The following is a 13,680-nucleotide window of genomic DNA, read 5'->3' as shown; positions in this document are numbered from 1 at the left end:
ATATCGTGGAAATAGTATAACTTAGTTACTGACTACGAACAAGCACACATATTGATCCTTGCGGCTATACACGCTACAGATGAACATCCGTCTTCACCTTCAGACAAGGTTTCTGTCTCTCTGCCAAATTCTGGCGACTTTATCGAATGAGCAGATGCTTCAATAAATCTATCTTGATGATCGTTGCAACTAGCCACTTCGTAATAACGTGTAACGAATGAGCACGTACAAACGATATCCTTTAGTGGGGAGACTGAGTTTACTCTTGTGTATTGAAAAGAATCCCTATTTTTTCACTATAATAACTATTAAATATATGCTATTGAAAGGGTTCGCCTGTTTATGCCTCATAGCCATACCCAGCCGCCAGAGGGAGAGAACGCGGCGAACGAGCAACTGATATCAAAACCAGAAACTTCTACCCCTCTCTCCAGCTCTCCCCAAACCCCAGTTCCGCCTGTAGAGCCAGTCAGGCCAAGTACACTCCCCTGGCATAAAGCCGCGCTTCTGCTTCCGCTTCTCCTTATTGTCCTTTTTCATGCCCTTTCTCTAGGAGCAACCCAGTTCGCTGGCCCTCAGGGCTGGTCATCGCTTTTTGGAGGATCTGGAAACATCAATAATGCCGATCTCCTCAAACAGATTGACCGGCAGCTTCGCGCCACACCCAGCAATCAAACAACTGGTACCCAAACCGCAATCACACCAGAGCAATATATTGATACTATTCTACGCAACATGCCGCTAGATGCGAAGATTGGGCAGATGATGCTCGTCCAATTCACCGGTCCAACCTACTCAGAGGATATCAACACCATGATCAATCAGTATGGAGTGGGCGCGGTCCTGATCTTCTCTGCTAATGGCAACATTATCGATAAGGCTCAACTTAAGAGTCTTATCAAGCAGATGCAGAAGGATAGTGCCATACCACTCTCTATCGCGATAGATCAAGAGGGAGGCTACGTCGACCGCCTGCTTGAACTGGATGGAGCCCGTCCCTCTGCGGCAACCATCGGTGCGACCAACAACACAGAAGAGGCTCGCATAGCAGGACAGCAGGACGCTAAGGATCTGTCAGCATATGGCATTAATACCAATCTGGCTCCGGTCGTCGATGTCGATACCCTTCCTATCTCGGAGATGCATAGTGATGAGCGCACCTTCGGAACCACACCAGAGCAAGTGACGCGGATGGCAGGCTCTTATCTCACCGGACTGCAAGCCAGCCACACGGTCATAGGAACTTTGAAGCACTTTCCAGGATTAGGGCGATCTGCCATTGATCCACATGAAGCCATTCCAGAGATTACCACTTCACGGGAAGAACTGGAGAGCATTGACTGGGCCCCTTACCGTGATCTTATCAAGCACAATAACGTACAATCTATTATGGTCACGCATGAGATTCTGACCGCTATCGACGCCAGCAGGCCATCTACACTCTCGCCCAAAGTCATCAAGGGCATCCTACGAGACGAATTTGGTTTTCAAGGCGTGATTATGACAGATAGTTTGACCATGAAAGCTATTACCAGTTATGTGCCGCAATCACAAGCGGCAGCGCTCGCCATCGCAGCCGGGTGTGATCTTCTCATGGGAGCAGCCAGTGTGAGTCAGGTTGCCTCTATGATCCAGGGTATCAAGCAAGCCATACAGGATGGAACCCTCACCGAACAGCGCATCAATGAATCCGTGCGCCGTATTTTGCTGATGAAATATCGGATGGGCCTCTTATCTCTACCAAAAGGCTAGCAACCTCGTAGATAAAGAAGATAATTAAACCTATACGCACACAGCGAAAGGGATCTTTGATGCCTAGCACCAGCACAAATGTGTCTGAGATACAACCAATCAGCACGATAGACACAAAAGAAACAGCCAGCGAGAGCGACACTCAAAAACTTACACCGAAGACGGCTACTTCCGAGAACACCACGCCCCCCGCCAAGCAAGCTGAAAGCACGGGTCGCCGCCTGAAGCAAGCGCTTCACAAGATCACTACAGAAAAAAATACCAACATTGCGACTATTGTACTTCTTATCTTCGAAACGACCCTGGTCGCCCTGGCACTGATTCCCGCACAGATGTGGACTCGCCTGCTACCACAATCCAGCGGGGCTGCGCTCAATGGTCCGTTCCCACCCACAATCGCGCCTCTTATTGCCGTGCTCCTCTATCTCCTTCCTGCCCTGATTGGTTTCCTCTGCCGCGATTGGAAGAGAGCCTTACTCTTCGCTACACTGCCAGCCTGGATTGGTCTGGGCTTTTTCCTGGCCGCCGCGACCTCGAAGATTGGCATTTTCTACCTTGTCTCCGCAGACCATGTGAAAGAAAACGTTAGTGTGCTCGAACTCTTCGCCGTATTGGGAGGTATGGGCTGGTTAACAAGACAATTCTTTAAATTGAGGTAAAATAGGTCATACTTGAAATGATGCCCGGATGTTTGCGACCGCAAGGTTCAGACAGAGGACTATATGTATTGATCTATGCATGCCAATGAAAAAGAAAAATGACTCTCTTAAAAGACACGCCATATTCACCAGTGGGAAAGAGTTTGCCATACGGCTCGTAACGGGCAATCCGGTCGCAGCCAAAATCAATCAAAAGGCAAAAAGCGAGGAAGAGGCCAGGGGGTTACTACAACGTACACCCAACAGCTACCTCTTGAACCAGGGCTATGGTTTATGGGTCTATATCTCATGGTTTATTCTTACGCTTATCTTTACTGATAAACTCACGACTGACCAATATGGCGTATACGCAGTTGCAACAACTGCTTACAACACTATTCTCTATATCGTCGCCTTTGGTTTTGAGGATGCAACCTATACTTATCTTCCACGCGTCTTCGCGGAACATGGGCACGCCTCCGCAGCCTCACTCATACGACGCTTGATCGGACTACGCACCGTAGCCCTGGTCCTGACTGCCGGGATTATGCTCTTCGGCCTACCTGGATTGGCAGCCCTGATCGGGTTACTCCCGATTCAGGGAACGTCAGGTATTATCAAGGGCCTGCAAGATCCCAAGCTGCTCGATCATATTCTACCTATCACACTATATGTTCTCACCAGTAGTATCGCCAGCCTACTTACTGCGCTCTGCACTGGTTTGATGCGCATGCGCATTGTCTTCGTGCTTGGAAGTCTGGCACAGTGCGCACTCTTGATCTTCGGCTACATTTTACTACAAATGGGTCAGGGGGTAACAGAAATCCTCTGGATGCTGGCTCTGGTCTCCCTGCTCCAGATGATTGGCTACCTCATCTGGCTGCTGCCATTTCTCACAGAAAAGGGCGCGGTCTATAAGCAGCCACTGTCACCACTTATCAAGCTTGGCATAAATGCATGGCTCACAAATCTGGTCTCGGGGGCTTTTCTTAAGCAGATTTCGATCATTCTCCTGACACTTTTCGCGGTCCGCATCGCGGAAATCGGCTACTTCAATCTGGCCTTTCAGCTTGCGGATGCCGCAAATATTCTGCTTGTGGCCGGCTTTGGGGGAGTCGCTGGTTCGGCTCTGGCAGCCAGCTTTATCGGAGATAACCATGAGCGCCTCTCTCGTTCCTGGCAGGCACTCATCAAAATTGAGACACTCCTGGCGGCACCTGGTCTCGTCTTCTGCCTGTTTAGCGCCAATAATATTGCGAATGCACTTTACTCTGAGCGCTTTAATGATGTTGGTCTGCTGCTAGGAATCTTTGTATTCTTCAATTTACTGATGCGCATCCTGGGAACCTATATTCATCAGCCGTCACTCTATGTTGTTGGCAAAGCACATCTGGCTGTGCTCAGCCAGTGGTTAGGATTGCTAATCGTGGTGCTGGTTGGCGTGGTGCTAATTGGCGAACTACACATGGGCGCGGCTGGTGCTCTCATAGCCGATGGCATTGGACGCGTCTTCACAGGAGGGCTGATGTTAGCCTTCCTTTGGAAGGATTTGCCACACAAGTATCCCCTCGACTTTACTTTGCGCTTCTTAGGCGCTTTAATCCTGGCCGCGATACCAAGTACACTCTGGCTCAGTATTCTCTGGCAACCAGACAACAGGCCGCTTCTACTGGGAGCGCTCGGAGCCTCGGGTATACTCTTCCTGGCACTCTGCGTGCTTATCTTACGCTGGCTCAAACCGCTCAACCAGCAGGATATTGCGCTCCTCAAGAGTGTGAAGCCGAGGCTGGTCAGATATCTGCTCTGGTTCGCACGCTCATAAGACTCTACACACTTAATAGGTCATTATAAAGAGGCCCACTGTTCGCGGAATGAAGGTTCATTCCGCGAACAGTGGGCCTTCTGACTATGTCAACTTTAAAGTTGACTAATCACGCTTCTCAGGAGCAACCACAACCGCGATCCCAGAGCCCATCCTAGACCACTTGGATATCATCAGGGCTCGGCAGAGGCCGGCTGATAGTAAGCTTGGTTAGCTTTTCCGCTTGAACTTTAACTGACTTTTGCAGTCCAGCATTGACGAGCATATACACATACATGCCCAGGAGCAAGAAGTTACGCGCGGTCACAATGGGATAGAATTGTGGCTGAAAAGGGGTTAATCGAGAAGAATGGCCGCTCATATAGAGTGAAGGGAAGATATAGTAGGTCAAGAAAGCCACAACACTCCAGGCGACAATCCAGAGCGGCTTCTCCCCAATCGTCAACGCAACAATGGGGAAGAGCCAGATCATATATTGCGGGCTGAAGACTTTCCCTGTGATGATGACAACCATTAAGAACAAGAGCACAGCTTGCGACAAGGTCAGTCGCCTTTTCCCTTGCAGCCAGAGGGTGGCGAGCAAGCCTACAACTAACAAGCCATTACAGAGGAGCGAGATAATTGCCTCATTGGGGCCAGCTATATTCGTTGAGCCATAATTCCGAAACACGGTTAAATGGCGCATGCTCAAGCCATTGCTGAGCCAGAGGAGCGAGGCTTGCAGCGACTCGATTTGAACAGGCCGTGCGCCAAAATAGTTCAGCGGTGCAAGCGTTCCTTCCACGCTGAACAACAGTGAGACGATGGTAATGATCAAACATGTTGCGCAGAAGGTCACAAACGGGAGGAAGCGTTGCCACGCGTTCCATTTCAGCCCCTGATACCGTGAGGCCATTTGCTGACCGATAAAAAACGGCGGGAGCAGGATGACCGGGTAAAATTTGGTCATCGTTCCCAGGGCGATCATGGCAAAAGCCCAGTTCCAGCGCGACTTCATGGCAAAAATCAACGCAAAGAACGTCAGGGCTGCTGGCAGCATGTCGAAACGATCAACCGCGATGGTCGAAGGACGTTTCATGACATAGCCGATAACCAGGAACAGCGCGAAGCTTATCGATGCAGAGCGCGATTTATAGGCCAGCAAGAGAAAATAGATGCTGATGGCCAATGCAGTCATCAAGAGGTTGAAGGCGAATTGATAGTAGGCTGGGGTCGAAATAAGATACGCTATTTCAAAGGGAATCAAGGTCAGGATCGGGTATTCATGGGGAAGATAATGCAACGGCTGATCGTCTGCTTGGGAAGCCACAAATTGAACGAGGAAATCTGGGGCTCCATGCTTCTTGAGAGAGGAAGCAATTATAGCAGTGGTTAATTTAGGCGTATTGGCTACAAGCTCCGCGCACTGCCTCACGGGGAACTGAGCAAAAGCTGTATTGCCACCTTCGGCAAAGGCCGCTGCATAGCACTCATATCTTGACACATCGGTATTGAGGTCTGTTGGTACACTAGAGCGTCCAATGATACAACCACACATGATCGCCAGGATCACAAAATCGCAAAGCAAGAAGAGATAGGAACGAAGCTTTTTCTTGCGCGAATCCTTCCGAGGTTGATCGGATTGCAAATTCTCTACATTCACGCTAAAGGGCCTTTCTCATAGTTCATTTAGTGTATTTTTATATACTTATCCATATATATACACGGCTCGGCCCAAGAAGGGTAATCACATAAGAAAAATTTCTTATTGATCAGTTACCACAACACACTTAATCTTACTAACTAGCACCTAAGAAATGAAAGATACGTGTTGATTCACGTGGACAGGCACTTGTGTTACGCCCCTGTTGACTCATGAGCAATTCTCGATTATGAAAAATTGAAGGCGAGCTTCGGTGTGACGAAGCTCGCCTTCGTCATCGTCGTCACCAGTTTTTGCAATGTTTTGCCAGTGCTAGTTGTTCTCTTCAGTTGTTTAGGCTCTGATCAATTAGGGGTAGCCACAACTGCTATCCCAGAGCCCATCCTAGACCACTTGGATATCATCAGGGCTCCGCAGAGGCCGACTGATAGTGATCCCGGTTAGCTTTTCCGCTTGAACTTTAACTGACTTTTGCAGTCCAGCACGGACGAGCATATACACATACATGCCCAGGAGCAAGAAGTTACGCGCGGTCACAATGGGATAGAATTTCGGTTGAAAGGGCGTCGTTATAGATAAACGACCGCTAATATAGAGTGAAGGATAGATATAGTAGGTCAAGAGAGCCACAGCACTCCAGGCGACAATCCAGAGCGGCTTCTCCCCAATCGTCAACGCAGCAATGGGGAAGAGCCAGATCATATATTGCGGGCTGAAGACTTTCCCTGTGATGATGACAACCATTAAGAACAAGAGCACAGCTTGCGACAAGGTCAGTCGCCTTTTCCCTTGCAGCCAGAGGGTGGCGAGCAAGCCTACAACTAACAAGCCATTACAGAGGAGCGAGATAATCGCCTCATGAGGGCCAGCTATGTTCGTTGAACCAAAACTCCGAAATGCGGTCAGATGGTGCGTGCTCAAGCCATTGCTGAGCCAGAGGAGCGAGGCTTGCAGCGACTCGATTTGAACAGGCCGTGCGCCAAAATAGTTCAGCGGCGCAAGCGTTCCTTCCACGCTGAACAACAGTGAGACGATGGTAATGATCAAACATGTTGCACAGAAGGTCACAAACGGGAGAATGCGTTGCCACGCGTTCCATTTCAGCCCCTGATACCGTGAGGCCATTTGCTGACCGATAAAAAACGGCGGGAGCAGGATGACCGGGTAAAATTTGGTCATCGTTCCCAGGGCGATCATGGCAAAAGCCCAGTTCCAGCGCGACTTCATGGCAAAGATCAACGCAAAGAACGTCAGGGCTGCTGGCAGCATGTCGAAACGATTGACTGCGATACTCGGAGGGCGTTTCAGGATATAGCCGATAACCAGGAACAGCGCGAAGCTTATCGATGCAGAGCGCGATTTATGGATCAGCAAGAGCAGATAGATGCTGACAGCTAATGCGGTCATCAAGAGGTTGAAGGCAAATTGATAATAGGCTGGGGTCGAAATAAGATACGCTATTTCAAAGGGAATCAAGGTCAGGATCGGGTATTCATGGGGAAGATAATGCAACGGCTGATCGTCTGCTTGGGAAGCCACAAATTGAACGAGGAAATCCGGGGCTCCATGCTTCTTGAGAGATGCGACTATTACCGCAGTGGTTAATTTAGGCCCATTGGCTATAATATCCGCGCACTGTCTCACTGGAAATTGAGCAAAAGCAGTCTCGCCTTCGGCAAAGGCCGCTGCATAGCACTCATATCTTGAAACATCAGACCTGGCATCGGTTGGTATGCGAGGTTGCCCAATGATGCAAACACACATGATCGCCAGGATCACAAAATCGAAAAGCAAGAAGAGATAGGAACGAAGCTTTTTCTTGCGCGAATCCTTCCGAGGTTGATCGGATTGCAAATTCTCTACATTCACGCTAAAGGGCCTTTCTCATAGTTCATTTAGTTGTATTTTTATACATACACATTCATATATATAGACGGACCTCCATGATAAGAGTAATGGCATTAAGATTTTTTTCTTATTGATCAGTTATCACAACATTTATTCTTAAGGGTTCAAAGAGTTCAAACTACCCACGATCTTCAGGGGCAACCACAACCGCTGTCCCATAGCATAATACCTCGCTGACGCCCTGTGTAATCTCGGTAGCATCGTAGCGAACGCCAATGATCGCATTGGCTCCTACTTCCAGAGCATGCTGTATCATCAGTTCATAGGCGTCATTCCTTGCCTGTTCGCAAAGCTCAGTATAGAGTGAGATATTCCCTCCAACTATTTGCTGTAGCGAGGCCCCCAAGGAACCAACGATACTGCGTGAGCGCACAATAATACCTCGAACTACGCCGTAGTTACGCACGACACGATAGCCCGGCAGTTCAAAAGTCGTCGTCACAAAATGATGAATATTCGGCTCCGCTGGCTGGGCAGCAGAATAGGCTGCTCCTTGGTGCTCTGGTGGTTGCTGATACATACATGTTTCTCCAACACAATACCACTGAACTCGCGCTAATTAACAAGACTCTATTTAACTTACGCCTAGAGCCGGTCTTCGGTTACATATACGGATATGATATGATTGATTATGTATTTCGCCCTGGAGAAGGAGAAACATGCGCACTCCAAAGCAGAAAGCTAAAACTTCTGAATCGCTAGATCCACACCTGGTAATCAGCGCCTATGCGCAAGGCATCTTCCCGATGGCAGATGACGAGGGTACCATCAACTGGTACGCACCTGATCCACGAGCCATTCTGGAACATTATCACCTGCGTGTTTCGCGCTCCCTCCGCGCCACCATCCGGCAAGAACGTTATGAGATCCGCCTGGATAGCGCCTTTGAGCAAGTCATGCGCTGTTGCGCCGACCGCGATGAAACCTGGATCAATGAAGAATTTATCAAAACGTATACCTTCCTACACACGCGCAATTTAGCCCACAGCGTCGAAGCCTGGCAAGAGGAGCGACTCGTTGGTGGGTTATATGGGATAACACTTGGGGGAGCTTTTATGGGAGAAAGTATGTTTTCCTATGCCACGGATGCCTCCAAGGTCTGTCTGGTAGCTCTGGTTGAGCACTTGCAAACACGGGGCTTTGTCTTGCATGACACACAATTTTTGACATCACACCTGCAAAGCCTGGGAGGGTCAGAAATTCCGCGCGCCGAGTATGAAAGTCGCCTTGCAGAAGCGCTCACTATGCGTTGCCACTGGTAATAGTAGCTCATGGAGCGAGAAAACTCGAATATGTGGATCAAACACTTGAGAAGAGGCTAGACAGAACGTTCCCCCTCACGCACGGGCAAAGCGGGATCATCACTCTCTTCTTCCTCCCACTCTTCTACGTATTCAAACTCCTCTTCCAGGCGAGCACGCTCTATGTCCCGCTCGCGTGTCCGCAATTCCAGCGCCTTAAGCCAGCGTATGAAGAGTGGCGACATCACCGCCAGATCCACGATGCCTGGTATGAGCAGGATAGAGCCACCCACTGCTTGATCAGAGAAGGGTGAGAGACCAAGTTGGGAAGGAATAATGTAGTGTGAGTAAATGGGGACCTCGGTCAGCACAAGGATAAAAGCGAGTATATCAACTGGTTGCCCATCAAGGAAGACATAGAGCATCTGCATAGGCAGGCTCATCGCACGCTGCCCCACCAGAGGGCCAATCAAGGGCCACCAGTTCAGGAAGGAAACCGCAAAGATCATGACCAGTTGTGTATGATAAATGGCAGGGTTGGTTACGCTCCAGCTATAAAGGCGCGGACTATGCCAGAGCAAGAAAACAAGATTGAAGACAATCGACGCCGTCAGCGGACGAAGCAGAATACGCGCCACAAGGCGCATTGGAGTCCAGGCAAAGAGAGGCCGCAGCATCTCCTCTGGACAGGCCAGCATAAAGAGCGGAGCACACAATGTAATCAGAAGCACCACCTGCGTCATATGGACCGAGAAAAGCTGCGTGCGTCCAATACTATCCAGAGGAGAGAAGAAGGCAAGTGCTGTACATACGAGCGCGACGATGAAGAAGACAAGATGGCGCGTCTTCAGCGGTAAGGATTGTGGCTCTCGCGCGTAGGCTCGCCGCACATGGATGACCCCGGCGATATAGAGCAGGGTAAGAAGAACAAGTAGAACAAAGGCGGGAGTATCCCAGGACCATGCTTGCGCCATTATGAAAAAGTCTCCATACAATAAAACATTCGGTGTGCAGCTTACAGTGAATATGATTCGGTGCTCCATAACGTAGTATAGAGCAGAGAAAGGGTGTATGCAAATCATACCCATACACCCCGAAGATTTACCAATGCAGCCAACCTCTCAACTGGGAAGGGAGAATGATATACACTATGCGCATTGTCATCGCGCCCCAGGCGCTCAAAGGAAGTCTTAGCGCGGCTCAAACTGGGCAAGCTATCGCGGCAGGGGCACGCACGGTCTACCCAGACGCAAATATTGACATCATCCCTATCGCCGACGGCGGTGAAGGAACAGCCGTGGCACTGGCGGAAGCGACTGGGGGAAGCCTCGTTCCATACGTCGTCACTGGCCCGCTAGGCGAGCCAGTCGAGGCATATTATGCTCGACTTGGCGATGGACGAACCGCCGTCATTGAGATGGCCGCCAGTTCGGGCCTACCCCTTGTCCCCAACTCACGACGAGATCCACGCATTACCACTACCTATGGCGTAGGTGAACTAATACGAGCAGCGTTAGATGATGGTTGCCGCAACTTCATCATCGGCCTGGGTGGCAGCGCAACAAATGATGGTGGCGCGGGCATGGCTCAGGCGCTTGGTGCAAGCCTGCTAGATGCACAGAGTCAGCCCCTTCCCTATGGAGGTGCCGCGCTCAGTTCGCTGGCTCATATTGATGTCGAGAAACTTGATTCCCGCCTACGCGAGTGCATGTTCGATATTGCCTGTGATGTCACTAATCCACTCTGCGGCAGAGAAGGGGCTTCAGCAGTGTATGGGCCGCAGAAAGGCGCGACCCCCGCTATGGTCCAAGAGCTTGACGACGCCCTCGCCCACTATGCCCATATCATCCACCGCGATCTTGGCCTTCAGGTAAGCAAGACTCCTGGCGCGGGTGCAGCAGGCGGACTGGGAGCCGGTCTGCTTGCCTTTCTAAACGCGCGGATTCGCCCAGGCGCACAAATCGTGCTGGAAGCAGTCAAATTGGAACGGATGCTGGCGACAGCAGATCTGGTTATCACCGCCGAGGGCAAACTCGATCAACAAACAGCCTATGGCAAGAGCGTAGCCGCTGTAGCCGAGATGGCAAAGCGCTATCAACTGCCAGTACTCGCTGTAGCAGGTGGATTAGGTGAGAAGTACTATACAGCCTATAACCTGGGTATAGACGGTATCATAACACTCCCAGATGAAGCTATGTCCCTTGAGCACGCCATGAAGAACGCGGAGAGGCTAACGCGCGAGGCGAGCGAACGAGCCCTGCGTATTTTCCGTCTTGGGCAGACTTCCAAAGGCCGAGGCTAACTCAGAACCAGCGCTCGTCTCTGGGCTCAATTATTTATTACCAATTTTCCTATAAAGCAGCGTCTTAGTACTGAAGGCTGAATCGTGATACAATTTAAATATCCCTCTTAGCTTATCCAAGTCACATTAGGCATATCTGAAAACCCGAGATCGCTAGTCTTGGTTTTCTCGCCTAAGATGTTAGCCCTGATCATCTGTCCTCTTATTACTATCTGAAGAGATGAGAGTAATCTGTATCTCGAAGGCTTGAGCAAGCGTAATATGAGCAGGGAGGCTGACAAGATCCAGGATATGTTCGCCCTTGTAGTTTGTCCCATTGTTTGTATTACCGGGGGAGCGCTATTATGTCAGAACAATCCTACAGTACACATTCTTCGACTATGAGACGCCTGCTGGCCGATGGCTTCACAGAGGAGGAGGCAAACCGCCTTCTCTTTATGCGTGACCATGTCGATGAGCAAATTGAGTACCGAGAAATGCTTGAAGAGAGTCGACGGCTCGCCTTTATACGCTGGCTTCTCGAGCATAATCGCATGAGTCGCTAGCAATACATGAGCGCTTCAAATAATCAATCTAATGCAAGCCATTCTTAGATAGAGATACATACTATAGATCCCTGGAAAGTAAAGCAGGCAGCGAACATATATGTGTTCGCTGCCTGCCTGTTTTGTGCGTGCGGAGTTGAGTGAAACAATAAGCCGAATTCTGTTTCTATACCGCCTCTCGACGGCACAGATGGCAATCATCTATCTAGGACGTTGATTACTCAACGCCTCAAGCAACCAACCCGAGAGTTGACAGGCGAGCAACCTGCTAACCTATTCGACGTGCGAATACGTTATCCCCTCTGCTCGGTTTTGCTCCGGATGGGGTTTGCCCAGCCAGCCAGTCACCTGACTGCTGGTAAGCTCTTACCTCACCATTTCACCCTTACCCATGCGCCAAATCGCTTTTCAGCATGGGCGGTATGTTTCTGTTGCACTTTCCTTAGGGTCACCCCCACTGGCCGTTAGCCAGCATCCCGCTCTACGGAGTTCGGACTTTCCTCGGAAAGATATGGCCTTACCATATCTTTCCGCGATTGCCAGGTTTCCTCAAATCCACTGGCGTACAGGGTAGCACATATGTCCCCAATCGTCCAGTGCTAATCCCCCTGATATCCAGAAGCAACTAGCTAAAATACAAATAGGCTATTACCTGATTGAAAGACACCAGATCCCATGTCAATCTGATCTCGGTAATGTCCGACATTTCATTCCTCACGTGGAAAAGAGAAGAATAACCCTCCTGAAAGCCAAACACAGCTTCGGGAGAAAGCACAGCAAGAGAGTAGAACAATGAAAACAGAGGCAGATCGAAGATGACAGCATTGCGGTCTACACGAAAACGCGCTAAAATGTCTGCGATAGAGTGGCATCAGAAGACAACTATTCCATTTTATATCGACATATATCCAAGGCTGGGTCCGGAGAAGCGATTTGCCTCTTCACTCGCCCGCCAACCGCAAACCATATATTACATAGAAGCTTCAGTCGGTGGAGGGATAAGTAGCTAGGCTAGAGAAGAAACAACTTTGATATCACAGGCCTGTGTGCTCAATCATTCTCCTTATCACCACGATGCATTGAAGGCAGGGCAACGCCTTCTCACAGCTTCGCTGAAGTTTTACATGTCGCTAGAGGTATCTCATGCACGAAGAACTGGAAGCTATCCTGAATATACATTTTCGTAGCCCTGATCTCCTGACCCTGGCCCTGACACATCGCTCCTATATCTACGAAGCTTCGGGCGAAGGCAAGACCTCGAATGAACGCCTCGAATTTCTGGGCGATTCTATCCTGGCTCTCATCAGCGCAGATTTTCTCTATCGCACCTTCCCCAATCTTGCTGAAGGCGAACTAACCGACGCGCGCGCTGTCCTGGTGCGCACAGAAACACTTGCCAAGTTCGCACGCGAAATTAATCTGGGCAAATACCTACTTATGGGCAAAGGAGAACAGAATAGCGGCGGCGGACAACGCGTACTTGCTTCAGCATTTGAAGCCTTGTTAGGAGCCATCTATCTCGATCAAGGGCTGGAAACGGTGCAGACATTTCTGCTCACGCGCATCGAGCCACTAGCACATACGATTGTCAAAAATCGCCTATTTAAGGATAACAAGTCGCTCTTTCAAGAGCTCGCACAGGCGCGCGAGGGCATTACTCCTTCATATCGCCTCGTCAGCCAGGAAGGCCCCTCCCACAATCGCGAGTTTACCATCGAGGTAATGCTTGGAGAACAGGTGGCGGGACAAGGACAGGGACGAAACAAGCAAGCGGCAGAGCAAGAGGCCGCTCACCAGGCATTGATTAGCCGGGGATGGTTATAACACAGG

Annotated in this window: 11 protein-coding genes and 1 other RNA gene; 7 read left to right on the top strand and 5 right to left on the bottom strand. The window is 50.0% G+C overall.

Annotated features, from left to right (window positions below; translation table 11 throughout):
• Window positions 1–342: 342 nt before the first annotated feature.
• From K3T82_RS17970 to K3T82_RS17960, 3 genes are all read left to right on the top strand, one after another.
• Window positions 343–1,752, top strand: coding sequence for a glycoside hydrolase family 3 protein (locus K3T82_RS17970; RefSeq protein ID WP_220194816.1), 1,410 nt, complete (start codon window positions 343–345; stop codon window positions 1,750–1,752).
• A gap of 59 nt (window positions 1,753–1,811) precedes the next feature.
• Window positions 1,812–2,411, top strand: coding sequence for a hypothetical protein (locus tag K3T82_RS17965; protein WP_220194815.1), 600 nt, complete (start codon window positions 1,812–1,814; stop codon window positions 2,409–2,411).
• An 85-nt stretch (window positions 2,412–2,496) separates the two neighbouring features.
• Window positions 2,497–4,212: an oligosaccharide flippase family protein gene (locus K3T82_RS17960; RefSeq protein WP_220194814.1), complete on the top strand. Its 1,716-nt coding sequence runs from the start codon at window positions 2,497–2,499 to the stop codon at window positions 4,210–4,212.
• A gap of 154 nt (window positions 4,213–4,366) precedes the next feature.
• On the opposite strand, the gene K3T82_RS17955 is transcribed toward K3T82_RS17960, so the two are convergent.
• The 3 genes from K3T82_RS17955 to K3T82_RS17945 form a co-directional block, all read right to left on the bottom strand.
• Window positions 4,367–5,854, bottom strand: a complete 1,488-nt coding sequence (locus tag K3T82_RS17955) for a glycosyltransferase 87 family protein (RefSeq protein WP_220194813.1) — start codon at window positions 5,852–5,854, stop codon at window positions 4,367–4,369.
• Between the two features lie 384 nt (window positions 5,855–6,238).
• Window positions 6,239–7,723, bottom strand: coding sequence for a hypothetical protein (locus tag K3T82_RS17950; RefSeq protein WP_220194812.1), 1,485 nt, complete (start codon window positions 7,721–7,723; stop codon window positions 6,239–6,241).
• Between the two features lie 157 nt (window positions 7,724–7,880).
• Window positions 7,881–8,282, bottom strand: a complete 402-nt coding sequence (locus tag K3T82_RS17945; RefSeq protein ID WP_220194811.1) for a YbjQ family protein — start codon at window positions 8,280–8,282, stop codon at window positions 7,881–7,883.
• A 139-nt stretch (window positions 8,283–8,421) separates the two neighbouring features.
• Between K3T82_RS17945 and aat the strand changes: the two genes are divergently transcribed.
• On the top strand, window positions 8,422–9,024 hold the full coding sequence (aat, locus tag K3T82_RS17940) for a leucyl/phenylalanyl-tRNA--protein transferase (protein WP_220194810.1): 603 nt from the start codon (window positions 8,422–8,424) through the stop codon (window positions 9,022–9,024).
• A gap of 56 nt (window positions 9,025–9,080) precedes the next feature.
• Here aat and K3T82_RS17935 read toward each other — a convergent pair whose 3' ends face one another.
• A complete protein-coding gene (locus K3T82_RS17935) occupies window positions 9,081–9,977 on the bottom strand; it encodes a cytochrome c oxidase assembly protein (protein ID WP_220194809.1) in 897 nt (298 codons plus the stop codon).
• A 176-nt stretch (window positions 9,978–10,153) separates the two neighbouring features.
• Here K3T82_RS17935 and K3T82_RS17930 point away from each other — a divergent pair, with 176 nt between their 5' ends.
• Together K3T82_RS17930 and K3T82_RS17925 are read left to right on the top strand one after the other, a co-directional pair.
• Window positions 10,154–11,305, top strand: coding sequence for a glycerate kinase (locus K3T82_RS17930; RefSeq protein WP_220194808.1), 1,152 nt, complete (start codon window positions 10,154–10,156; stop codon window positions 11,303–11,305).
• Window positions 11,306–11,649: 344 nt separating this feature from the next.
• On the top strand, window positions 11,650–11,850 hold the full coding sequence (locus K3T82_RS17925; RefSeq protein WP_220194807.1) for a hypothetical protein: 201 nt from the start codon (window positions 11,650–11,652) through the stop codon (window positions 11,848–11,850).
• A gap of 133 nt (window positions 11,851–11,983) precedes the next feature.
• Here K3T82_RS17925 and rnpB read toward each other — a convergent pair.
• An RNA gene (rnpB, locus tag K3T82_RS17920) (RNase P RNA component class A) lies at window positions 11,984–12,402 on the bottom strand.
• Window positions 12,403–12,993: 591 nt separating this feature from the next.
• Here rnpB and rnc point away from each other — a divergent pair.
• Window positions 12,994–13,674, top strand: a complete 681-nt coding sequence (gene rnc / locus K3T82_RS17915) for a ribonuclease III (protein WP_220194806.1) — start codon at window positions 12,994–12,996, stop codon at window positions 13,672–13,674.
• Window positions 13,675–13,680 lie beyond the last annotated feature (6 nt).

The sequence above is a fragment of the Ktedonospora formicarum genome (assembly GCF_016587355.1).
Taxonomy (GTDB): domain Bacteria; phylum Chloroflexota; class Ktedonobacteria; order Ktedonobacterales; family Ktedonobacteraceae; genus Ktedonobacter; species Ktedonobacter formicarum.
The sequence above is the reverse complement of the archived record's forward strand: the minus strand, read 5'-3'. Positions and strand labels throughout refer to the sequence as shown.